The 23,515-nt window shown below is 60.8% G+C and carries 19 protein-coding genes and 3 pseudogenes; 17 read left to right on the top strand and 5 right to left on the bottom strand.

Going from position 1 to position 23,515, the window contains the following annotated elements; translation table 11 throughout:
- Positions 1–10 precede the first annotated feature (10 nt).
- From DEF76_RS15205 to DEF76_RS15150, 12 genes are all read left to right on the top strand, one after another.
- Positions 11–892, top strand: a complete 882-nt coding sequence (locus tag DEF76_RS15205; protein WP_114913020.1) for a polysaccharide deacetylase family protein — start codon at positions 11–13, stop codon at positions 890–892.
- 15 nt (positions 893–907) lie between these two features.
- Entirely contained in the window at positions 908–1,237 is a 330-nt protein-coding gene (locus tag DEF76_RS15200; RefSeq protein WP_114913019.1) for a hypothetical protein, read from the top strand.
- Positions 1,230–2,261, top strand: a complete 1,032-nt coding sequence (locus tag DEF76_RS15195) for a CobW family GTP-binding protein (protein WP_114913018.1) — start codon at positions 1,230–1,232, stop codon at positions 2,259–2,261. Before DEF76_RS15200 ends, DEF76_RS15195 begins: the two co-directional genes overlap by 8 nt.
- Positions 2,262–2,296: 35 nt before the next feature.
- On the top strand, positions 2,297–2,995 hold the full coding sequence (locus DEF76_RS15190) for a cyclase family protein (RefSeq protein WP_114913017.1): 699 nt from the start codon (positions 2,297–2,299) through the stop codon (positions 2,993–2,995).
- Between the two features lie 33 nt (positions 2,996–3,028).
- Entirely contained in the window at positions 3,029–4,435 is a 1,407-nt protein-coding gene (locus DEF76_RS15185) for an amidase (protein WP_114913016.1), read from the top strand.
- A 15-nt stretch (positions 4,436–4,450) separates the two neighbouring features.
- Entirely contained in the window at positions 4,451–5,179 is a 729-nt protein-coding gene (gene pxpA / locus DEF76_RS15180) for a 5-oxoprolinase subunit PxpA (RefSeq protein WP_114913015.1), read from the top strand.
- Positions 5,180–5,337: 158 nt separating this feature from the next.
- Positions 5,338–7,362: a hydantoinase/oxoprolinase family protein gene (locus DEF76_RS15175; protein ID WP_205216030.1), complete on the top strand. Its 2,025-nt coding sequence runs from the start codon at positions 5,338–5,340 to the stop codon at positions 7,360–7,362.
- A 2-nt stretch (positions 7,363–7,364) separates the two neighbouring features.
- Positions 7,365–9,329 carry a hydantoinase B/oxoprolinase family protein gene (locus tag DEF76_RS15170; RefSeq protein ID WP_114913013.1) on the top strand — a complete coding sequence of 655 codons (1,965 nt, stop codon included), beginning with the start codon at positions 7,365–7,367 and terminating at the stop codon, positions 9,327–9,329.
- Between the two features lie 25 nt (positions 9,330–9,354).
- Positions 9,355–9,621: an acetyl-CoA carboxylase gene (locus DEF76_RS15165; protein WP_114913012.1), complete on the top strand. Its 267-nt coding sequence runs from the start codon at positions 9,355–9,357 to the stop codon at positions 9,619–9,621.
- A complete protein-coding gene (locus tag DEF76_RS15160) occupies positions 9,608–10,975 on the top strand; it encodes an acetyl-CoA carboxylase biotin carboxylase subunit (protein ID WP_114913011.1) in 1,368 nt (455 codons plus the stop codon). Before DEF76_RS15165 ends, DEF76_RS15160 begins: the two co-directional genes overlap by 14 nt.
- Before the next feature lie 14 nt (positions 10,976–10,989).
- Positions 10,990–11,865, top strand: coding sequence for a 5-oxoprolinase subunit B family protein (locus DEF76_RS15155; RefSeq protein ID WP_114913010.1), 876 nt, complete (start codon positions 10,990–10,992; stop codon positions 11,863–11,865).
- The gene (locus DEF76_RS15150) at positions 11,855–12,829 is read left to right on the top strand and encodes a 5-oxoprolinase subunit C family protein (protein WP_114913009.1); all 975 of its coding nucleotides are present in this window, start codon (positions 11,855–11,857) and stop codon (positions 12,827–12,829) included. Before DEF76_RS15155 ends, DEF76_RS15150 begins: the two co-directional genes overlap by 11 nt.
- A gap of 21 nt (positions 12,830–12,850) precedes the next feature.
- Here the strand turns inward: DEF76_RS15150 and DEF76_RS15145 are convergent, their stop codons facing one another.
- The gene (locus DEF76_RS15145; protein ID WP_408842847.1) at positions 12,851–13,327 is read right to left on the bottom strand and encodes an IS630 family transposase; all 477 of its coding nucleotides are present in this window, start codon (positions 13,325–13,327) and stop codon (positions 12,851–12,853) included.
- Positions 13,328–13,386: 59 nt separating this feature from the next.
- On the opposite strand from DEF76_RS15145, the pseudogene istA (DEF76_RS15140) reads away from it, so the two are divergent.
- Positions 13,387–14,109 (top strand): annotated as a pseudogene (istA, locus tag DEF76_RS15140) (IS21 family transposase); the annotation flags it as partial.
- Between the two features lie 91 nt (positions 14,110–14,200).
- A pseudogene (locus DEF76_RS20015) lies at positions 14,201–15,132 on the top strand (IS630 family transposase); the annotation flags it as partial.
- A 150-nt stretch (positions 15,133–15,282) separates the two neighbouring features.
- Here DEF76_RS20015 and istB (DEF76_RS15125) read toward each other — a convergent pair.
- A complete protein-coding gene (gene istB, locus DEF76_RS15125) occupies positions 15,283–16,035 on the bottom strand; it encodes an IS21-like element helper ATPase IstB (protein ID WP_114912091.1) in 753 nt (250 codons plus the stop codon).
- A 21-nt stretch (positions 16,036–16,056) separates the two neighbouring features.
- Entirely contained in the window at positions 16,057–17,574 is a 1,518-nt protein-coding gene (istA, locus tag DEF76_RS15120; protein ID WP_408842839.1) for an IS21 family transposase, read from the bottom strand.
- Between istA (DEF76_RS15120) and istA (DEF76_RS15115) the strand changes: the two are divergent.
- Together istA (DEF76_RS15115) and istB (DEF76_RS15110) are read left to right on the top strand one after the other, a co-directional pair.
- Positions 17,531–19,214 (top strand): annotated as a pseudogene (gene istA / locus DEF76_RS15115) (IS21 family transposase). The gene istA (DEF76_RS15120) and the pseudogene istA (DEF76_RS15115) sit on opposite strands and share 44 nt — an antisense overlap.
- Entirely contained in the window at positions 19,204–19,983 is a 780-nt protein-coding gene (gene istB, locus DEF76_RS15110) for an IS21-like element helper ATPase IstB (protein WP_114913877.1), read from the top strand. Before istA (DEF76_RS15115) ends, istB (DEF76_RS15110) begins: the two are co-directional and overlap by 11 nt.
- A gap of 79 nt (positions 19,984–20,062) precedes the next feature.
- Here the strand turns inward: istB (DEF76_RS15110) and DEF76_RS15105 are convergent, their stop codons facing one another.
- The gene (locus DEF76_RS15105; RefSeq protein WP_205216029.1) at positions 20,063–20,257 is read right to left on the bottom strand and encodes a helix-turn-helix domain-containing protein; all 195 of its coding nucleotides are present in this window, start codon (positions 20,255–20,257) and stop codon (positions 20,063–20,065) included.
- 92 nt (positions 20,258–20,349) lie between these two features.
- On the bottom strand, positions 20,350–21,525 hold the full coding sequence (locus DEF76_RS15100; protein ID WP_114913005.1) for a Fic family protein: 1,176 nt from the start codon (positions 21,523–21,525) through the stop codon (positions 20,350–20,352).
- 582 nt (positions 21,526–22,107) lie between these two features.
- Between DEF76_RS15100 and DEF76_RS15095 the strand changes: the two genes are divergently transcribed.
- Positions 22,108–23,439 carry a tyrosine-type recombinase/integrase gene (locus DEF76_RS15095; protein WP_114913004.1) on the top strand — a complete coding sequence of 444 codons (1,332 nt, stop codon included), beginning with the start codon at positions 22,108–22,110 and terminating at the stop codon, positions 23,437–23,439.
- The last annotated feature ends 76 nt before the right edge of the window (positions 23,440–23,515 follow it).

Raw genomic sequence — 23,515 nt, 5'->3', positions numbered from 1 at the left:
GGAGTGCGCAATGGCAAAAGAAATTCTCTGTGGCTTTGGCGTCGATGTCGACGCGGTGGCCGGTTGGCTTGGATCTTATGGCGGTGAGGACAGCCCAGACGACATCTCGCGTGGCTTGTTCGCCGGCGAGGTAGGTTCGCTGCGATTGTTGAAGCTGTTTGAGCGCTTTGGTATCAAAACGACTTGGTTCATCCCTGGCCACTCGATTGAGACCTTTCCGGAGCAGATGCAGGCGGTGGCTGCCGCGGGTCACGAGATCGGTATTCATGGCTATAGTCATGAAAATCCGATTGCTATGACACCCGAGCAGGAAGAAGAGGTGCTCGATAAGTGCATAGATTTGGTAACAAATCTTTCCGGCCGTCGTCCGACGGGGTACGTGGCGCCCTGGTGGGAATTCTCGCGTGTCAGCAACGAATTGCTTATCAAGAAGGGCATTAAATATGACCACTCGCTGATGCATAATGACTTCCAGCCCTATTACGTGCGCGTCGGCGACAGTTGGACGAAGATCGACTATTCGAAGAAGGCGAGCGAGTGGATGATGCCGCTGAAGCGCGGTGTGGAGACCGACCTGATCGAAATTCCTGCCAGCTGGCATCTTGATGATCTCCCGCCAATGATGTTCGTCAAGAAGGCGCCTAACAGCCATGGCTTTGTCAATCCACGTGATATCGAGGATATGTGGCGCGATCAGTTCGAATGGGTTTACCGCGAATACGATTATGCCGTGTTTCCGATCACCATTCACCCCGACGTATCGGGTCGGCCGCATGTGTTGATGATGCTAGAACGCCTGTTCCATTACATGACGCGTTTCCCCGGGGTGAAGTTCATAACCATGGACGAGATGGCGGACGATTTTGCCCGCCGACATCCGCGCAAGAAATAGTGGAGACTGGCGGCGATGTGCGCGCTCTGCGGCGTTCTTGCCGGTTCTGATCACTGGACGGATTCGTCGGCGCGGCCGGGTGTTTACTCGCGCGCGGCCGATTCGTTGCAGCGCCGACGTGAACGCGTCCGGCGCGTGGTTTTGGCCAACCAGGTGCTGGCACATTTCCAGATGCAATTGGCGGACTGGCAGGGCAACGCCTTCGTGCTATCCACGGCCACCGGCAGGACGGAGATCGTGCATAACCTTGCACATCTCTGGACGGTTGCCGAGCAATTGTTGGGGCGGCCATGCGACCCGCTTGATCCGGCGCTGCTTGATCGGCTTGAGACCCGGCATGACTGAGAGTCCTGATTTCACGCCGGTTAATCTCCTCACCGGCTTTCTCGGCTCGGGCAAGACGACGTTACTACAGCGCTTGCTCGGCGACCCCGCGCTAGCCGATACTGCCGTGTTGATCAACGAATTTGGTGAGGTGGGGCTCGACCATCATTTGCTGGAGCGCATCGACACCCATACCGTGTTGCTGCGTTCGGGCTGTCTTTGTTGCACCGTTCGTGGCGAACTGGCGGACGCGATGCGTGACCTGCATTCGCGCCGAGGGCGTGGGCTGGTGCCGCCATTCCGGCGGCTCGTGATCGAAACCACAGGGCTCGCCGATCCGTTTCCTGTGGTAAGCACAATCCATGCCGAACCAATGTTGAAACACCATTTCCGTCTTGGCAATGTGATCACCACGGTTGATGCGGTGAATGGGCGTGCGCAGCTTGAGCGGCACTACGAGAGTGTCAAACAGATCGCGGTCGCCGACCGCATTGTGCTAACCAAGACCGATCTCGCCGATGTAGCGGAGATCGCGGGGCTCGACGTTCGGATTAGAGTGCTCAATCCTGCGGCGCCGGTGTATCGCGCGGCCGACAATGCGCTGGACGCCGATGCGTTGTTGGCATGCGACAGCTTCGATCTCGCGATCGACAGCATGGCGCTGCGTCGCTGGTTCGGAGCAGAGATGCCGTCCACTGGGCATGAGCATGAGCATCGGGATAGCCATCGCGACGACGTCAGCGCTTTTGCGTTGACCTTCGATCAGCCACTAGACTGGACGATGTTTGGCGTTTGGCTGTCGATGCTGTTGAATCGCCACGGCGAACGTGTTCTGCGCGTCAAGGGTATCATCGCGGTGGTGGGGGAGACCGCGCCAGTAGCGATCCACGGCGTGCAATATCTTGTGCATCCGCCGATCCATATGCGCACGTGGCCGGATGCGGATCATCGCTCGCGCATAGTATTCATTGTGCAGGGGCTTGATCCCGCAGCCATCAAGCGGTCCCTGTTAGCCTTCCTTGGCCATCAGTTGGCGTTGATCTGAATGGATTCAACGATAAAGCAGGGGAGAATAGTTCCGTGAGACGTATCATCGACCTCAGCCTGACGATCGAAGACAACATGCCGTCGCATAAACTGTTTCAGCGACCAGTAATTACGACGCATCTCAGCCACGAATCGTCGAAAGCGTTCAATCTTGGGGTGCCTGGCGATGCGATGACATTTCAGACGAACTTCATTGCAATGCTCGACCATGTCGGAACGCACGTCGACGCGTATCGTCACGTCAATCCGCATGGTGCGACAGTGGACGAGATGCCATTAGAGCGCTTCGTAGGCAAGGCGGTGTGCTTTGATCTTCGCCATATCCCTGATCTCGGCGAAATCACCCGCAGTGATATGGAAATGGCCGAGGCGAAAGCCGGAGTTAAAGTGGACGGCCATATCGTGTTGCTCTGTACGGGCTTCCACAAGCGCACATATCCCGGCCTCGATTGCGTCTGGAAGAACCCGTTGCTGACGGTGGAGGCGACGCGTTGGCTGCATGAACGCGGGTCGATGATGCACGGCGTGGAAGGCCCCTCGACGGACAAGCCAACGGACAATATCTTTGCCCAGCACCGCCTTTGCCGCGATCTTGGAATGAGTCATTGGGAATGGCTTGTCAATCTCGAGGAGCTGCTCGGCAAGGGCGAGTTTGAGTTCTTCGGCGTGCCGTTAAAGTTCAAAGGTGGGTCCGGGTCGCCAGTCCGCGCCTTCGCGATTGTCGCGGATTGAGCAGAGACTTGTCGGACGGGCGAGGGAACGGCGATGTCCGCGGAATTCGATTTCATGACGGCATTAGACTTGCGGCGGCTGATCATGTCGAAGCAGATCTCCCCGATCGAGGTGACGCGTCGTGCTCTCGAATGCGCCGATGCGACGCAACCGACGCTTAATGCTTTCGTCACGTTGATGCCGGAGCAGTCTCTGGCCGCCGCACGCATTGCCGAGGATATGGTGATGCGTGGCGCGCCAGTCGGGTTACTCCACGGTCTGCCGATCTCGGTCAAGGATCTGATCGCGGTGAAGGACGTGCGCCTTACCTCCGGCTCGCGGGTAATGGGAGACAATTGGGCGGTGGCGGATGCGCCGGCGGTAGAGCGGGTGCGGGCGGCCGGCGCCATTATCATTGGCAAGACGACGACCAGCGAATTTGGTTGCAAACCGGTAGGTGACTCCCCGCTCACCGGAATCACGCGTAATCCTTGGAATCCCGACAAGACCCCCGGGGGGTCAAGCGCGGGAGCGGCAGCTTCGGTCGCGGCGGGCGTAACGCCTTTTGCTCTCGCGACAGACGGCGGCGGGTCTATTCGGATACCCTGTTCGTTCACCGGCCTAGTTGGTCTTAAGGGGCAGTTCGGCCGCGTGCCGGTGTGGCCGACATCGGCGACGCCGACCCTCGCACATGTCGGTCCGATCGCTCGCAACGTCGCTGACATGGCGCTGCTGTTCTCAGTGATCGCCGGATATGATTCGCGTGACCCGTTCAGCGTCGCGGGGCCTGTTCCTGACGTGTTGGGAATGACACAAGCAAGCGTTGCGGGGCTACGCGTGGCCTATAGCCCGACACTCGGCTATGCTCGTCCTGATCCTAAAGTCCGCCAGGTCACCGATCATGCCGCTGAAGTGTTTGAAGCGCTAGGCTGCCGAGTCGATGTCGTCGATACGATATTCGAAACGGATCCCGCCGCTCTCTGGACTGCAGAATTTTATGCGGGCGTTGGCATCCGGCTGCGCAAGGTTTTGGAGCAGGAGCGCGAGAAGCTCGATCCCGCCGTCGCTAGTATTCTGGAGCATGCACTTTCGCAGCGTATGGCCGATTATTACACCAAGGTTTTCGAACGCTATGAGCTACGCGATGCAATGCGTCGCTTTTTTGAAAGCTACGATCTGCTCATTTCGCCAGTAGTGCCGGTGACGTCAGTTATGGTTGGCCGCGATATTCCCCCTGAGTTTAGTGATCGAAACCTTGTTTCATGGGTGTTCTATACGTACCCGTTTAACCTCACTGGTAATCCCGCCGGCACGATCTGTGGCGGTGTGGCAGCGGACGGGATGCCGGTCGGATTGCAGATCGTTGGCCGCAGCCACGCCGAAGGCGACGTGGTGCGTGCCGCGGCGGCATTCGAACGTGCGCAGCCGATCGGATATAACTGGCCGCCAAGAGGTGGCTAACACGAGGAGGGCGATATGACCGAGATCAACTGTGACATGGGAGAGGGATTCGCGCTCTATCATCTCGGTGACGACGAACATTTGATGCCGCTGATCTCAGTCGCGAACGTGGCCTGCGGCTTTCACGGTTCGGATTTCAACCATATGCGCCGCACCGTGCAATTGGCCAAGCGGTACGGCGTGAAAGTGGGTGCGCATCCATCGCTCCCTGACTTGCAGGGCTTCGGTCGCCGCGAAATGAAGATGGCGCGCGACGAACTGGCCAACTGCCTAATTTATCAGATCGGTGCCTTGCGAGGCTTTCTACGGGCTGAGAGCATGGTGCTGAACCACATAAAACCACATGGTGCGCTCTATGGCATGGCGGCACGGATGGAGGAGGTGGCTCACGCCATCTGTGACGCAGCCGATGTGTTTCGGGTGCCGCTCTTTGGCATGATCGGGACGTTGCACGAGACCATCTATCCAGCGCGTGGTCATAGGTTCATTGCGGAATACTATGCCGATATCGAGTATGCAGACGATGGAAAATTGATCATCACGCGCGAGCATCCGCCAGTTGATACCGCCCGCGCCGCCGCGCGCTGCGTGCGTGCAATCCGCGAGGGGGTGACCGAAACCGTTGGCGGTCACGATGTGCGCGTTGGCAGCGAGTCGATCTGTGTGCATTCCGACACGCCGAACGCGGTCGAGTTGGCACGAGCGGTGCGCGAGGCGGTGCGTCCCTGGCTTGCTGCTTCGTGAGATGCCAGTCGTGACCGGCTGTCTGAGCAGGTGGAGGGTTGCGGTATGTCTGGTTGGCGGAAAGGTGATTGCCAAGGAGGCGGGCGGAAGGCCACATCAGCGCATGAAGGCGCTGGCAGCCTATCGGGCTGTATAAAACAGTCGCGGGGAGGGGCATTATGGGTTTACGTATAGCCGTTGATATTGGCGGCACATTTACAGATTTCTGTATCCTTGATGAAGAAACCGGGATAATGCGGGTTGCGAAGACACCATCGACGAAAGATCCAATTAATGGTCTTTTCGCTGGCCTCTCGCAGGAGGGGATCGATCTCGCTGACGTGACGCTGTTTTCCCATGGCACCACAGTTGCGACCAATGCGTTAATCACCCGTCGGTTGCCGCGCGCCGCCATGGTCTGCACCCAGGGTTTCCGCGACGTGATCGAAATCCGTCGTGCCAATAAAGAAGATCTTTGGGACACCTATAAGGACGTCGCGCCGCCTTATATTCCGCGTCGAGACCGGCTGACGGTGTGCGAGCGGGTTGATGCGTCCGGGCGCATTATTGCCGCGTTGGATGAGGCCGGCGCGCGCGAAGTCGCGCGTATTCTACGGAAACGCCAGGTAGCGGCAGTGGCAATCTGCTTCATGAACGCCTTCATGAACGGCGCCAATGAGCGGCGGATGAAGGCGATTCTGGAGGAGGAGGTGCCCGGCGTGCCAGTGACCACGAGTTCTGAGGTTCTGCCGGAAATTTTCGAGCATGAACGGTTTTCGACGACTGTCGTCAACGCGGTGCTCAGCCCGGTCGTCGGCACCTACACGGCGCGGCTCGGTGAACGGCTGGCTGAAGGCGGCTATGGTAATGACCTTCTGTTGCTGCATAGTGGCGGCGGGGTGATGACGACGCATGGCGCTCGGCAATTTGCCGGCCGGCTCGCGGGATCTGGTATCGCCGCCGGCGCGCTGGCTAGCCGCCACATTGCCATGCAGTGCGGCTATCCCAACTCGATCGGCCTTGATATGGGCGGGACCAGCTGCGATGTGTCACTCGCCTATGAAGGCCGTTCGCGTATTACCAAGGATTGGTATATCGAATTCGGCTATCCGATCCGCTTTCCTTCTATCGAGGTCTTGACGATTGGGGCCGGAGGCGGCTCGCTCGCCTGGATCGACGAGGCCGGCTCGCTGCGCAACGGACCACAATCCGCCGGCGCCGATCCGGGTCCCGCATGTTACGGGCGTGGTGGCGAAGCGCCGACGAACACCGATGCGCATGTCGTTCTCGGCCGGCTTGCGCATGGATTGGCGGGGGGACGCGTTCGTCTTGATCCGTCGCTGGCAGGGGCGGCGGTGCGCCGTGGCGTCGCGGAGCGACTCGGGATGGATGTGCATGAGGCAGCCGAGGCGATCTTGAAGGTGGCTGATGCTAACATGGCCGATGCGGTGCGGTTGATTTCGATCAGTCGCGGCTATGATCCGCGCGATTTTGCGTTGGTCGCGTTCGGTGGTGCTGGTGCCCTGCACGGCGCGGCGTTGGCGCGGGAATTGTCGATCCCGACTGTGATCGTGCCACCCAATCCGGGTGTTACATCTGCGCTCGGGTGTCTTTTGGTTGATATCCAGCACGATCTTGCGACGAACTATATTCACCCCGCGGCGGACGCTGATCCGGTTGCGATAGAAAACGAATTCGCCATCCTGGAGCGCGAGGCGTGGGAGCGGATGCGCCACGAAGGTGTGGCCGTGGAGGACGTTGCGATGGAACGCAGCGTCGATATGATGTATCGTGGACAGTGGCGTTCTCTGAGTGTTTCCGCTGGAACGCCGGTCGGCTCGACCAGGGGGCTGGTTGAGGCGTTTCATGCCCAGCATGAACGCGAATATAATTTCCGCCGTGATGATGCGCCAGTCGATCTTTATCGCCTTAATCTGCGCGCCGTCGGCATCGTTCCGAAAGCGGCGTTCCGCGAGTATTCCGGAAACGGCCAAATGCCGAAAGCATATGAGTGCCGCGATGTGTGGTTTGAGGGTACTGCGCCGGTCGAGACGGCGGTCTATCGCCGCGAGGAACTGCCGGCCGGAGCACGGTTCCACGGCCCGGCCATCGTCGAACAGCTCGATTCAACCACCGTCATTTCCCCTGGTGTGGCCACCGAGATTGACCGCTTCCTTAATATTATCATGCATGTGGGTAGCTGAACATGGCGACGCAGCAGGGCTTTACCCTTGATCCCGTCACTTTCGAAGTTTTGAAGAATTCTTTCATTACAACAGTAGATCAGATGGCAGAGCAGATTTTGAGAACCTGCTACTCATTCGTAATATATAATCGTGATTTTTCGAATGCACTGAATGACATAAACGGTGATTCAATCGCGCAGGGCAATTACGACATCGCGGTACATGTCGGCACACTGCATTACACCTGTAAGGAAGTGATCCGCTTTTTTTCCGGTGAGATGAAGCGGGGAGATGTGTATGCGATCAATGATCCCTATGCGGGCGGCACGCATTTTCCCGATGTGCGCCTGATACGGCCGATTTTTGTCGGCGATCAGCCGATCGCCTTTTCTCAGTCGAACGGCCATTGGTCGGACGTCGGCGGTAGCGTTCCCGGCTCCTTTGACGTGCAGGCGAAAGAGATGTTCCGCGAGGGTATCCGTATCACGCCGGTGCGCCTGTGGGACGGTGGCATCTTTCGCCGCGATGTTGCGCACATGATTGCGGCGAACACGCGTGATCCAGCCTCGATTATCGGCGACATGCAGTCCCAGGCCGCAGCGACAGCGATTGCCGAGCGTGAGATCCTGAGGCTTGTCGAGAAATACGGCAAGGAAACGGTGCTCACTGGATTCGCCGACGTGCAGGATTATGTCGAACGCGCGCTTCGTCAGCGTCTCGCAGCGTTGCCTGATGGGGAATGGCAGACACAGGATTTTATTGATCGTGACCCCGCCGGCGGCGAGGGCATGATTCCTATCAAGGTCAAACTGACCATCAAAGGCGATTGCGCTATCTATGATTTTTCTGGCAGCCACCCCTGCATCGGGTCGCTCTATAATTCCGCTTTCGGATCCACGTTCTCAGCGGTGGTTGCCGGCATGAAGACATTTTTCCCCGATCTCCCGCTCAATTCGGGGTTTTACAGGCCGATCGAGGTGATCGCGCCTGGGGACACAGTGGTCAATGCGCGCTGGCCGATCGCGGTGACCGGATTCCTGATGCCGTTTGAGAAGATAATGAACTCGATCTACGAGATCTGGTCGCAGATCGTGCCCGCGCGCGCGATCGCATGCGCCTTCAATTTGGAGTATTTGCTAGCTGGCGGTCGTGATCTGCGCCGCGCGGATAAGCCGATCTTCATGTTCTATGATTGGCTGCCCGGCGGCTGGGGCGGGCGCAACGGCAAGGACGGTTGCAACGTGACCACGGCGTGTTTCGGTACAGGTCTCCAGTCCCAACCGGTGGAAGGGCAGGAGCGGATTTCGCCGATTCTGACCAATGAGTACCAGATCCTCACGGACTCGGCGGGTCCCGGCAAATGGCGTGGTGGCGCCGGCGTGCGTAAGACCAGCACCCTGGGCGACACCGACCGCGCTGTCATTTCTTATATCTGCGATCGTGAGCGGGCCATTGTCTGGGGAATCGAAGGGGGATTGCCTTCGATGCCGCACGGACTTACCCTTCGCCGTGCCGGATCTGAGCGCGATGAATGGCTCGGCTCAGTCTTTTCAGACGTGCCTCTAGCCAACGGTGACGTTTTCTCACGCCCCACGGCGGGTGGGGGCGGCTATGGTGATCCGCTGGAACGCGACCCTGCACTGGTGCGCGACGATGTCGCGAATGATTACGTTTCGCTCGAACGTGCGTGTAAGGATTATGGCGTGGTGTTGCGCGTGGTCGATGTCGATTTAGCGGAATATGAGGTCGATGCCGCAGCCACGGCTCGGGAGCGGGCGCGCATCCGCAGCCTTCGCCGTGCCTGGCTCACAAGCGCGCCCGAGGAGGTGGCGCGGCGCTATCGCGCGGGCGAACTAGACCGAATGGACGTGGTAAGGCAATATGCCGTCGTTCTCGATTGGGGAACTGGCGAGGTGCTGGAGCGTTCTACTACGCAATTCCGGGAAATGTTTCAAAAGCGCGCCGCCGCCCATTGGCGCGACTGAACCAAAGCGGAGGAGGAAAGCCCTTATGGTTAGGAAAGTAATATGTTCCCCCCTTCCGGGCACGTTCTATCGCCGCCCCGCGCCCGATGCGCCGCCGTTCAAAAACGACGGTGATCAGGTTGGCATCGGCGAGCCGGTAGGCTTGATTGAAGTGATGAAAACCTTCAGCCAGGTGCTTGCAGAGGAAGCTGGGCGCATCAGTCGGTTTCTAGTAGAGAATGAAGGTGAGGTAATGGCAGGGGCACCGCTCTACGAATTGGAGGTGAGCGTGTCGGGCGATGGCGCTACGTAAACTCTTCATCGCCAATCGTGGCGAGATCGCCGTTCGCATCATTCGCGCGGCGCGGGAACTTGGCATCACGACGGTCCAGGCGGTATCAGCGGCTGACCGTGACATGCTGGCGGCGCGCCTAGCCGACGAGGTGGTGGAGGTGGGTCCAGCCCGTGCCGCGAAATCCTATCTGAGCCGGGAGGCGATGCTGCGCGCCGCCCTCGATGCCGGTGCAGACGCAGTGCATCCGGGTTACGGGTTTCTTTCTGAAAATTCCGCTTTCGCCGAGGCGGTAGAACAAGCCGGACTGATTTTTGTCGGCCCCAATGCCGCGACGATCCGGCTGATGGGTGACAAGGCCCGCGCCCGCCGTGTCGCCGCCGAGTCCGGCGTGCCGACTGTGCCCGGCACGCCCGGCGCGATCCAGGTGCTCGCGGCCTTGCGCGAACACGCCGTGATACTCGGCTTTCCAGTGATGATCAAGGCAGCAGCGGGTGGTGGTGGGCGCGGTATCCGCATTGCGCATGATGCCGACATGCTGGAGCGGCTGCTGACCGAAGCGCGAACGGAGGCGCTGGCCGCATTTGGTGATGACGCGCTTTATTTGGAACGTTTTCTCGCGCGCGCACGGCATGTGGAGGTGCAAGTGCTCGGCGATGGCGCGAATGTCGTCCATTTGTTCGAACGCGAATGTTCACTGCAACGCCGGCGTCAGAAATTGTGGGAGGAGGCGCCCGCCAGCTGTCTTTCCGACGCCACGCGCGCCGCGCTTTGCGACTCGGCGGTGCGGCTTGCGAGATCGGTCAGCTATCGCGGTGCCGGCACGCTCGAATATTTGCTCGATCAGGCAACTGGGGAGTTTTTTTTCATCGAGATGAACACCCGCATCCAAGTTGAACATCCCGTGACAGAAATGGTCACCGGCATCGATCTGGTGCGTGAGATGCTACGTATTGCGGGTGGCGAGCCTTTGCGTTTTGTGCAATCGGACATTACGCTGCGCGGTCATGCGATTGAGTGTCGGATCAATGCCGAGGATTCGACACGTGATTTTCATCCTGCACCGGGGACGGTTCACGCTTTGAGCTTGCCTGGCGGGCCGGGGGTGCGGTTCGATACCTTGCTCTATCCCGGCTACACGGTTCCGCCGTTCTATGATTCGCTGCTAGGCAAGCTGATTGTGTGGGATGAGGATCGTGCACAGGCGTTGGCTAGGCTACGGCGCGCGCTTGGCGAATTGCACGTTGAAGGCATTCCGACCACGATCCAGTTGCACCGGCGGCTCGCCGAGCACGTGGATATGATGAGCAACGCCGTGCATACCGGCTGGCTGGAGACGTGGCTCACTCAAGAACCGTTCGTCAACATTGAATGAGATACAGGTTGGGCATGAAGACACGCATGAGCTTTGGAGGGGACGAGCATATCTTCGTCGAACTCGACGAGGAAATGTCGCTCGATGCTTGTTTCCGCGCGCTCTCGCTCGCCAAGGGGGTGCGCGAGAGCGGCATAAAGGGCATCACTGAGGTCTGCCCAGCCAATGCTTCGTTCCTGGTTAAGTTCGATCCGGACGTGATCGCGCCCGAGGATCTGCGTGCGGAGCTTGCGGCGCTTGATCAGGCGACCGAGCACGCCGAGTCGCTGCTAAACACGCGCATCATCGAAGTGCCGGTGTTTTACAACGACCCCTGGACGCATGAAACTCTGATGCGTTTTCGTGAACGCCATCAGGCGCCGGATGTGACCGACCTCGAATATGCAGCGCGGATCAACAATTATGAGTCCGTCGATGCGCTGATCGCCGCGCATGCCGCCTCGCCTTGGTTCGTTAGCATGGTCGGCTTCGTCGCTGGCTTGCCTTGGCTCTACCAGATGGTAGAGCGCGCGAAGCAGATTGAGGTTCCGAAATATCTCCGCCCGCGCACGGATACGCCACGCTTGACGGTCGGGCACGGCGGATGTCTCGGGTGCATCTACTCGGTGCGTGGCGCCGGAGGCTATCAAATGTTTGGCATCACGCCGATGCCGATCTACGATCCGGCGCAGTCGATATCCTATCTGCGAGACTTCATGATTCTATTCAATCCTGGAGACATCGTGAAGTTTCGACCGATCGGACGCGAGGAGTACGACGCGATCGTCGCCGGGGTGGCGGAGGGCCGTTTCAAGCCACGTATCAGCTCCGTCACTTTTTCGCTCGACGCGTTCCACGCTGATCCCGCCGCCAGCAACGCCAAGCTCGTGGGGGTACTCAATGGCTATTGAAGTTATCAAACCTGGTCTTGCGACATCCGTGCAGGATCTTGGGCGGCCGGGCTATTACCATCTAGGCATTCCTGAGTCAGGAGGCATGGACCGCTTTGCCCTGCGCGCAGCCAATCGGCTCGTCGGCAATGACGAGGGCGATGCCGTGTTGGAGGCAACATTCCAGGGGCCGGAGCTGCGATTCAAGCAGGATGCGTTAGTCGCCGTCACCGGCGCCGAGTTGCCGCCGCTGGTGGATGGCGCCACCCAAGCCACTTGGACGTCATTTGCGGTGCAATCGGGGCAAGTGCTGAGTTTCGGTTTCCTCAAGCGTGGGGCACGCGCTTATATCGCCGTGGCCGGCGGCATCGACGTGCCGGAGGTATTAGGCAGCCGTTCGACCTATGCGCTCGGCGCGCTTGGCGGCTTCGCGGGACGAAAACTTGAGGCTGGAGATGTTTTGCCAATCGGCGCGACGCGTGAGGCGGCGCCAGCGGGTCGTGAGGTGCCAGCGGCATTGCGTCTCCTTCCGCCGTCTCCTGGGGTATTGCGCGTGCTTCCGGGGCTATATGATTTCCGTATCACGAAGGCGTCGTGGGAGGGATTCTTCTCTGATACGTGGAGGGTTGCGACCGAGGCCGATCGCATAGGCTATCGTTTTCGTGGTGGCCGGCCGCTGGAATTCGTCCCTCGCGCCCAGCCTTTCGGTGCCGGCTCTAACCCTTCGAATATCGTCGATAGTTGCTATCCGTACGGTTCTATTCAGATTCCCGGCGGAAGCGAGCCGATCATCCTGCATCGCGACGCCGTTTCCGGCGGTGGCTATTTCATGATTGGCACGGTGATTTCGGCGGATATGGACCTTATCGGCCAAATGCAACCGAATACACCGATATGTTTCGTGCCGGTGGATATGCCCACGGCCCTCGAGGCTCGCCGCGAAGCAGGCGAGCGCCTAGCGGCGCTGCGCCGCTCGCTCGCATGAGGGATTTAGAGCATGGTAGCTTCACGTTGAGTAACCCGCCTTTCTGAAATAATCGATGCATTCGCTGGGGGTTATTTGGTCGATGAGCTTTCCGATGCTGTGTGTGGTTTGCTCGACGGTGCGGGCGTTTTCCTTGCGGAGGAGCGTCTTGAGCTTGGCGGATGCCTGCTCGATGGGGTTGAGGTCGGGGCTGTAGGGCGGCAGAAAGAAGAGCTTGGCGCCGACGTCGCGGATGGCACGGCGAACCGCGCTGGATTTGTGGCTGCTGAGATTGTCCATCACCACGATATCGCGAGACCGCAGGGTTGGCACCAGGCATTGGAGCACCCAGGCCAGAAAGCTCGTGGCGTTGATCGGTCGGTTGAACACGCAAGGGGCAACCACGCCATCATAGCGGAGCCCCGCAACGAAAGTGGGCGTTTTCCAGTGACCATGTGGACACCTTGTTGATTTGCGCTGAGATCTGACCCGGGAGAGGCGGAAATTTTCATTGAGAATTGACCCCTGTTTTGACCCTTCCCCTAGCTTTTTGGTCGGGGGATCGAGGAGTGATCGACATGGCGTTATTAAGCGTAATCCGTCGCTGGCATTTCCGGCAGCATATCCCGATCCGCGAGATTGAACGGCGAACGGGCTTGTCGCGGAACACGATCCGCAAATATCTGCGGGCGGACAGTACAGAGCCCGAGTTCAAGGTTCCTGACCGGCCGAGCAAATTGGACCCGTTTGCCGACAAGCTGGCGACCTGGCTGCTCCAGGAGGCCGGCAAGTCGCGCAAGCAGAAGCGTACGACGAAGCAGTTACATGCTGATCTGAGTGCCCTGGGCTATGAAGGTTCGTATGCCCGGGTCGCCGCGTTTGTGCGACGCTGGAAGGCTGAGCGGCAATGGGAACAGCAAACCAGTGGCCGTAGGACGTTCGTGCCGCTGGTTTTCGCGGCCGGCGAGGCGTTCCAGTTCGACTGGAGCGAGGACTGGGCGGTGATCGCTGGCGAACGGATCAAGCTGCAGGTCGCCCATACGAAGCTGTCGCATAGCCGGGCATTCATTGTCCGGGCCTACCTGCTGCAGACCCACGGGATGCTGTTCGACGCGCTGGCCCAGGCGTTCCGGGTATTGGGCGGGGTGCCGCAGCGCGGGATTTTTGATAACATGAAGACCGCGGTTGATCGCATTGGCACGGGCAAGGCCCGACAGGTCAATGCCCGCTTTGCCGCCATGGCCAGCCATTATTTGTTTGAGACGGATTTCTGCAACCCGGCTTCGGGTTGGGAGAAGGGCTAATACCAACCTGAGGTTCCGTTGACTCGAATGTGAGTTGGCGCGGCTCGGGCGGGTATGATTCGCTGAGCTTCCCCGGAGGAGGCTTGCGATGACGGTAGCGATAACGCGTTTGGACTTGTCGGCTATGGCGCTGCGCGAGCGGGCGGCTCGTGCGACGGATGCGAAAGTTTCGCGGCGCCTTTTGGCGATTGCTCTTGTTCTTGAAGGCTGGTCTCGGTGCGATGCGGCCGAGGCTTGTGCCATGGACCGCCAGACGCTGCGCGACTGGGTGCACCGTTACAATGCATTGGGACCTGACGGACTGGGCGATGCGCCGCGCCGCAACGGCCCGCCGCCCCGATTGTCGGCTTCGCAGCAGGCGCAGATCGCGGCATGGGTCAGGCAGGGCCCGGACCTGGAGCGTGACGGCGTGGTGCGGTGGCGCTGTGTCGACCTGCAGCGACGGATCGAGACCGAGTTTGCGGTTACCCTGCACGAGACGTCGATCAGCCGATTGTTGCGGCGGCTCAAGTTCACGCGGGTCCAGCCGCGTCCGTATCATCCGAAGAAGGACGCTGCGGCACAGGACATTTTTAAAAAGACTTCGCTGGCCTGGTAGCGGCGGCGATCCCGGTCACGGCGGCCCGTAAGCCGATCGAGGTGTGGTTCGCCGATGAAGCCCGTGTCGGTCAGAAGGGAACCCTGAGCTATGTCTGGGCAGAGCGGGGTTCCCGACCACTGGCGGTGCGCGACAATCGCCATGACTCCGCCTATCTGTTTGGTGCCGTCTGCCCAGAACGTTGTATTGGTACCGCCATCATCATGCCGGCGGTCAACAGCGAGGCGATGGCCGAGCATCTTCGCGAAATCAGCACGCAGGTCGCGCCCGGTGCGCACGCCGTGCTGGTGCTCGATGGCGCCGGCTGGCATCAAGCCGGCGAACGTTTGCCGGTGCCCGACAACATCAGCCTGCTATCGCTGCCGCCCTATTCGCCAGAGCTCAACCCAGTCGAAAACATCTGGCAATTTCTGCGCAGCAACTTGCGGATTCCGATGAAGTCGGCCATGCATTCCAACTTGAAGCCGGCCACTGCTTCCGAACTGAAGCCGGCCGGGGTTCCGATTTGAAGCCGGCCACCTGAGCGTCTTCGGTTGGGTCTGGTTGAATGATTATCGTGTCCTTGTTTTGGGTCAAGTTCGGGCGTGGGCCGGTGCCGGATCGCGCTTTTTACGGAGGCTCTCGCCGGTGAGTTCGATGCGGTAGGCGTTGTGGACGAGGCGGTCGAGGATGGCGTCGGCGATGGTGGGATCGCCGATGATTTCGTACCAGCGCTCGACCGGCACTTGGCTGGTGATGATGACGGAGCGCATCTCGTGGCGGTCATCGATAATTTCCAGCAGATCGCGGCGTTGGTCCGCGTTCAGGGTCTCGGGGCCCCAATCGTCCAAAATCAACAGGTCGAGCCTGGCGATCTGGCGCAGTGTTCTGGCGTAACGGCCATCGGCGCGGGCCAGCGCCAGGGCAGAGAACAGCCGCGACACCCGGTGATAGGCGGTCGAGAGATCCTCGCGGCAAGCCTTCTGGCCCAGCGCGCAGGCCAGCCAGCTTTTGCCGACCCCGCAGGGGCCGGTAATGAGCAGATTATGCCGGGCGCGCACCCAGTCACAGCTGGCGAGTTTCAGGAACTGTGCCCGGTCGAGGCCGCGCGGGGCGCGGTAATCGACATCCTCGACGCTGGCGGACTGGCGCAATTTGGCCGCGCGGGCGCGGCTCTCGAAGCGTTTCTGCTGTCGCAACGTGGCCTCGTGCTCGAGCAATAAAGCCAGCCATTCGCCATGGGCCAAACCGGCAACCTCCGGCCGGGCGTCGAGGTCCTTGAAGGCTTTGGCCATGCCGTGCAGGCCGAGTTTGTGCAGCAGGTCGAGGGTCGGGTGGGTGAGCATGCTTGTTCCTTTCAGTGGAAATCAGTGAAAATATTCGGCGCCGCGCAGATTGCTGTGGGTCAGCACCGCCTGCGCCTCATCTGGCGGGCTGGCCGTCTGGTCGAGCTTGCTGGCGATGATCGAGGCAATGCTCTTGTAGTTGAACGCGCCAAAGGCGACCGCTCGGGCCGCCACCGCCTCGGCGCGCGGACGGTCCAACTCCTTGAACAGCCGCAGGATGCCAAGGCATGTCCGAAACCCCTGTTCCGGATGCGGCCGGTTGGCGAGGATGGCGATGATCAGCCCCTCGGTCTGCGGGCCGATCGATGCGCCCCATGAGCGGAACCGCTCCGGCGTCCATGCGGCGTAGCGCCGGTGCGCGCTCGGCATATGCTCAGGGGCAGTGCCGTGCCTTGGACCGCCATAGCGGCGCTGATGCACCGCGACCCGCTTGCCTTGGTGGAAGATCTCAACCATCCGCTCGGTGGCGCGGGTATCGACTTGCTGGCGGATCAGCTGATGCGGCACCGAGTAGAAAAAGCCGCAGACCTCGACATGATAATCCAGCGAGACGCGGGCAAAACCCCACTCCGCAAACTCATGGTCGGTCTCTGGCAATGCCGCCAAAGCCTGGCGTTCGATCGTCTCGAACAAATGCCGCCGGCTGACGCCGAGCCTGCGCATGACATGCGCGTTGATCCGCTCCACCATGCCGGCAATCGCCTGGTTGGCTTCAGCCAGAGAGAAGAAAGTCTGCTGGCGCAACCGGCCCAGAATGTAGCTCTGGGCAAAGCGGACACCGGCTTCCACCTTCGCCTTGTCCTTCGGGCGCCGCGGCCGGGCCGGCAAAACACCAACACCGTAATGCGAGGCCATCCGGCCATAGCTCAGGTTGATCTCTGGATCGTAGAACGACGCCTTGTTGACGCCGGACTTCAGATTATCCGGCACGATCAGCCGCGGCACGCCGCCAAAAAACCGGAACATGCGGCTATGCGCGCCGATCCAATCCGGCAGCGTCTGGGTCCAGCTCGCCTCCGCGTAGGTGTAGTTCGACGCGCCCAGCACCGCGACAAAAATCTCCGCCATGCGCACGATGCCAGTTGCGGGATCGGTGATGCCCAACTTTTTGCCGGAATAATCGACGAACACCTTGTCGCCCGCCCGGTGCTCCTGGCGCATGACCGGTGACAGCCGTGCCTCGAACTCCCTGAACAAATCGCAGAACCGGCTGTAGCTGTACCCTTCCGGATGCCCGGCGCGATATTCCTCCCACAGCACCATCAGGTTCACGCCCGGGCGCTTGAGCTCGCAGACCAGCTCGCTCCAGACCGGCTCGGCGCGCCGGCGCACCCCCCGCGGCGCGCCGCTGCGGGCAAACAGCCGCTCCTCCAAAACCGCATCACTGAGGTCGGCCGGCAACGGCCACGCCAGCCCCGCTGCCTGCGCCCGCTTCAGATTGTCCTGGATCGTGCTCCGCGCCACGCCCAGCATCCGCCCCATCGCCCTGGCGCTGATGCCGTCACTGGCCAGCCGTAAGGTTTGTCGTATCTGCCGCATCGTCAGCTCTCTCTTCGCCGGCATCCAGCCCTCCTCGTTGATGGTAACGAGAGGACAGTTGCCCGAGTTGCTGACCCAGCCGAAAACGCTGAAAAATCCCCGCCAGGTGGCCGGAATTAAATCGGAATGGTGGCCGGCTTCAAATCGGAACGCTGGCCGACATCAAATCGGAATCCCCGGCCGGCTTCCGTCGGAATCTGCACAGCAACTTCCTAAGCCATCAGGTCTGGAACAGCTACGACGAAATCCTTGCCGCCTGCCGAAACGCCTGGAACAAGTTCATGCAAATGCCAGAACAAATCGCTTCGATCACCCAACGAGACTGGATCAAAGAGGTCATTGGATAGGCAGGTTGGTATTACATGCTGATCTGAGTGCCCTGGGCTATGAAGGTTCGTATGCCCGGGTCGCCGCGTTTGTGCGACGCTGGAAGGCTGAGCGGCAATGGGAACAGCAAACCAGTGGCCGCAGGACGTTCGTGCCGCTGGTTTTCGCGGCCGGCGAGGCGTTCCAGTTCGACTGGAGCGAGGACTGGGCGGTGATCGCTGGCGAACGGATCAAGCTGCAGGTCGCCCATACGAAGCTGTCGCATAGCCGGGCATTCATCGTCCGGGCCTACCCGCTGCAGACCCACGAGATGCTGTTCGACGCGCTGGCCCAGGCGTTCCGGGTATTGGGCGGGGTGCCGCAGCGCGGGATTTTTGATAACATGAAGACCGCGGTTGATCGCATTGGCACGGGCAAGGCCCGACAGGTCAATGCCCGCTTTGCCGCCATGGCCAGCCATTATTTGTTTGAGACGGATTTCTGCAACCCGGCTTCGGGTTGGGAGAAGGGCCAAGTTGAGAAGAACGTCCAGGACGCCCGGCGCCGGTTATGGCAGCTGGTCCCCAGCTTCCCACATCGACGCCCTGAATGCCTGGCTTGAGGAACGTTGCCGTGAGCAATGGGGGCAAATTCAACACGGGGCTCTGCCTGGCACCATCGCCGATGTACATGCTGCCGAGATGGCCAGCCTGATGCCGCTCGGGCGGCCCTTCAACGGCTTCGTCGAGCATACCAAGCGGGTGTCGCCCACCTGCCTCGTGCACTTCGAGCGCAACCGCTACAGCGTACCAGCCTCGTTTGCCAACCGGCCGGTCAGCCTGCGGGCCTACCCCGAGCGGATCGTCATCGCCGCTGAGGGGCAGATTTTATGTGAACACGCCCGGGTCATTGATCGCTCCCATCACCTGCCCGGCCGGACGGTCTATGACTGACGGCACTATCTCGCCGTCATTCAGCGCAAGCCTGGCGCTTTGCGCAACGGCGCGCCCTTCGCCGAGCTGCCCGAAGCCTTCAGGCAGCGGCAAAGTCAGCTCCTGCGCCGCCCTGGCGGCGACAGGGAGATGGTCGAGATCCTGGCCCTGGTGCTCCAGCATGACGAGCAGGCCGTGCTCTGCGCTGTGGAACTGGCGCTCGAGGCGGGCCTTGCGACCAAGACCCATGTCATCAACGTTCTGCACCGGCTGACCGACGGTAAAGCGCCGCCGGCAGCGCCGATCGACGCGCCCCAGGCTCTGCGCCTGACGCGGGAGCCAATGGCCAATGTCGAGCGTTACGACGCCCTGCGTGACCGGGAGCGGCGCCATGCGTCATGATCCCGCCAGTGCTGCCGTCGTGGTGATGCTGCGCGGCCTCAAGATGTACGGTATGGCCCAGGCCGCGAGCGACTTGATCGAACAGGGCGCTCCTGCCTTCGATGCCGCAGTGCCCATCCTCTCCCAGTTGCTCAAGGCGGAGGTGGCCGAGCGCGAGGTCCGGTCAATCTCCTACCAGATCAAGGCGGCCCGCTTCCCGGCCTACAAGGACCTCGCCGGCTTCGACTTCACCGCCAGCGAGGTAAACGAAGCCCTGGTCCGGCAACTGCACCGCGGTGACTTTATGGGCAATGCCGACAACATCGTGCTGATCGGTGGGCCGGGAACGGGCAAAAGCCATATCGCCACCGCGCTCGGTGTGCAGGCGGTCGAGCATCACCGCAAGAAGGCCCGGTTCTTCTCAACCGTCGACCTGGTTAACGCGCTCGAACAGGAAAAGGCCCTGAATAGGGCCGGCCAATTGGCCGAGCGCTTGCTGCGCCTCGACCTCGTCATCCTCGATGAGCTCGGCTATCTGCCGTTCAGCCCGTCAGGCGGCGCGCTGCTCTTCCACCTGCTCAGCAAGCTTTACGAGCGCACCAGCGTCATCATCACCACCAACCTCAGCTTCAGCGAATGGGCAGGCGTCTTCGGTGATGCCAAGATGACCACCGCCTTGCTGGATCGCCTCACCCATCATTGCCACATCCTCGAGACAGGCAACGACAGCTTCCGCTTCAAAGACAGCAACGCAAAACCAAAACCACGAAAGGAAAAATCAGCCACTTGACCCGCCCCATCCAACGCGGGACATAAACTTCACCCGGGTCAAATCTCGATGAAAATCCCGGGTCAGATCTCAGCGCAAATCAACAGCCATTCGTTCTTTCGAACAACACCACGCCAAGCTGGCGTTCGATCTCATGAAGCCGGCGGCTCAGGGTCGATTGGCGTATGTTCAGAGCTTCCGCCGCCTGTCGCAGGCTGCGGTGCTGTGACGTTACGAGCGCCAAACGCAAATCACGAAGCTCTATTTCCACGCCGTTCACATCGTCGGCCCGCATGCGCGCCGACGCCTCCTACAAACTTTGCCGCCCCTCCCTGTTCGCCTCCATCTCGATATACGTTGCGCTTGGTTTCGATTTCCCCCGGCGCGTCAGGCCGGCAACGGATCCGTGCCGCGATCGAGCAAGGCCAGATAGTCCGAATAGGCATAGATCCGGCGGCGTTGCCGTCCCGTGGTCTCGCGCACGACGTTGATCTTGGCGAGGTTTTCCAGCGCCGTGCTAGCGGTCGGGAATGAGACGGCGAGTTTCTCGGAGACAGTCTGGATGGTGACGATCGGGCTGGCTTGCATCAATTCGTGGACGCGGAGCGCGGATGGAGCCGCGCGGCCGAGGCCGGCGATCTGCTGTCGGTGAGCATCGAACATGGCGATCAGATCGCGCGCCGTCGCGGAGGCCTGCTCAGCGGTTTCCGCCACGCCGGTCAGGAAGAACTCCATCCAGGTCTCCCAGGTCCCAGCCTGGCGGACCTCCTGCAAGAGCCGGTAATAGTCGTCGCGCTGGGATTTCAGGAACAGACTGAGATAGAGGATCGGCTCGCGCAGCACCCCCGCTTCGCACAGGATCAGGGTGATGAGCAGCCGACCCAGGCGCCCGTTGCCGTCGAGAAAAGGGTGGATCGTCTCGAACTGGACGTGGGCCAGGCCCGCCCGGATGAGCGGGGGCAGCGCCGCATCCTCGCTGTGCAGGAAGCGCTCGAGCGCATCGAGGCATTCGTCCAGTCGATTGGGCGGGGGCGGCACGAACAGGGCGTTGCCGGGCCGGGTTCCGCCGACCCAGTTCTGTGAGCGCCGGAACTCGCCCGGTTGCTTCGCGGCGCCTCGTCCCGACTTGAGCAGGATCGCGTGCATTTCGCGGATCAGCCGGAGCGACAGGGGAAATCCGCCGCGCATCCGCGAGACGCCGTGCTCGATCGCCGCGACGTAATTCGAAACCTCGGTCACATCGTCGAGCTCGACCGCCGGCGCCTCGTGATTTTCGAACAGCAGCAGGTCCGACAGCGAGGATTGCGTACCCTCGATCTGAGAGGACAGCAGAGCTTCCTTGCGGACGTACATGTAGAGGAACAAAGGGGTCGACGGCAGGATCGTCGTCACGCCGTCGAGGCGCCCGACCGCGGCAATGGCGCGTTCGTAGACCTGCATGAACCGTCCGAGTTCGAGCGGCGGCTTCGGCGGCAGCGGGGCAGGCACATAAGCGCGCACGCGCTCGCCTCCTGCGCTCGTTTCGACATAGGCCCCGAGCCTTTGGTTCTCTCCGTTCGGCACGCGCGATCCTTTAATTAGCCTGGGCCGCTATTAAAACATACCGCTCTATATCTTAATAGCGGGCGGAGCTAATTCAAGGCTTCCAGCGCCAGGGAAACGGGCCTACGCAATCAGCCACCGAGCGGGAACCGAACTGCTCTCAGAAGGCTTGGCGTCGGCTTTGCAACTTCGGCTGCGCATCCACTCAGAGGCTCGCCGCAGCCGATTTTGCTCCAATTGAATAGATTCTGCTTGGAGCGGCACGAAAATTGACCGCTCTAAGCAAAAACGGCCCCGAAGGGCCGTCTTTATCGCTCTGATTTTCCTAAGAAAACTTGGAGCGGGCGAAGGGATTCGAACCCTCGACCCCAACCTTGGCAAGTTTAACAGGCCGTCTATCCGGCAGCATCTCTTTCTATCCCGTAGCCCGCTAAGCCCCTATCATAAAACGCTTTTTGTTGAAGGTATCCATCCCTTCGGTATCCTCTTTCTACCCTGCGAACGCCGTTTTCGTGCTTCCCCCATGCTTCCCCGGCCTCCGCCCGGCCTTCCGGGGAAGCAGAATCTGGAATTCGTTCGATAGAACACGAGGATAGCAGAAAAATGGGTAAAATCACGAAGCGCGCCGTCGACGCACTGGGATCAAAACCTAACAAGGATGTATTCGCCTGGGACAGCGAAATGCGGGGCTTCGGCGTCCGCGTGAAGCCCTCCGGCGCCAAGGCCTATCTGATCCAATATCGCAACATCGAAGGCCGCACCCGGCGGCTGGTTCTGGGCTCCTGCGGTGTGCTGACGCCCGAACAGGCACGCGGGTTGGCGCGCCAGAGACTGGCGGCCGTCGCCGAGGGCGCTGATCCATCCGCCGATCGTCACGTCATTCGCAACGGCATGACCGTCGCCGAAGTATGTGACTGGTATCTGAAGGAGGCTGGAGAGGGTCGCCTTCTCGGGCGCAATCGTCGGCCCATCAAGGCGACCAGCATCGCGATGGATCGAAGCCGGATCGAGACGCACATCAAGCCCCTGCTGGGGCCGCGCCTCGTAAGCAACCTCACCTTGCGAGATGTCGAGGCGATGCAGGCCGACATCGCCGCCGGCAAGTCGGCGCGGGGGAAGAAAGCCCAGGGCCGCGGCGGACGCTCGACCGGCGGCGCCGGCGTCGCAGCCAGAGCGATCAGCACCTTTCGGGCCTTGCTCGGTCACGCGACCCGGCTTGGCCTCATCGAGAAGAATCCCGCATCGGGCGTGCGCCAGATGGCGTCACGCAAGGTCAAGCGGCGGTTGAGCGCGGACGAGGTTCGCCATCTCGGCAAGGTCATGCGGCAGTTGTCGGCGAACGGTGAGCACCCGACAGGGCTCGGCGCCATCCGGCTCATGCTGCTGACGGGGTTCCGACGGATGGAGGCGCTGAGCCTCCAGAGAGCGTGGCTCCATCGGCAGGAACGCGCCATCCACTTTCCCGACACCAAGAGCGGCGAACAGCTCCGGGTGGTCGGTGGCGCGGCCATAGCGTGTATCGAGAGCCAGCCGCTCCAGGAGCATTCGCCCTATGTGTTCCCGGCTGATGTCGGCGATGGGCACTTCATCGGCGTCGTTCGGGTGCTCGAGCGGGTTTGCGCGCAGGCGAAACTGTCCGGAGTGACCCCGCACGTCCTCCGACACACCTTCGCCAGCATCGCTGGCGATCTGGGGTTCTCCGAGCTGACGATCGCCGGATTGCTGGGCCACACATCGCGCGGCGTCACGCAGCGATATGTCCATCTCGACGCCGCCCTTGCCGTCGCCGCCGACCAGGTCTCGGCTGAGATCGCCAAGCTGCTGGACGGCGAGCGCGAGAATGAGAGCGAAGCCATGCCGACGGTTCCCAGACGCAAGCGCAGCCGTGCATCGTCGGATGCGGTAGATCCGCAGTTACTTGACGCTCAACTTTGATCATGTATACTTTCCGCAAAGACAAATAGGCAATTTGCTATGCAAATTGCTTATCACTCAAAAGTCTGACTTGGAG

The sequence above is a fragment of the Acidibrevibacterium fodinaquatile genome (assembly GCF_003352165.1).
In the GTDB taxonomy this organism is placed as follows: domain Bacteria; phylum Pseudomonadota; class Alphaproteobacteria; order Acetobacterales; family Acetobacteraceae; genus Acidibrevibacterium; species Acidibrevibacterium fodinaquatile.
The sequence above is the reverse complement of the archived record's forward strand: the minus strand, read 5'-3'. Positions and strand labels throughout refer to the sequence as shown.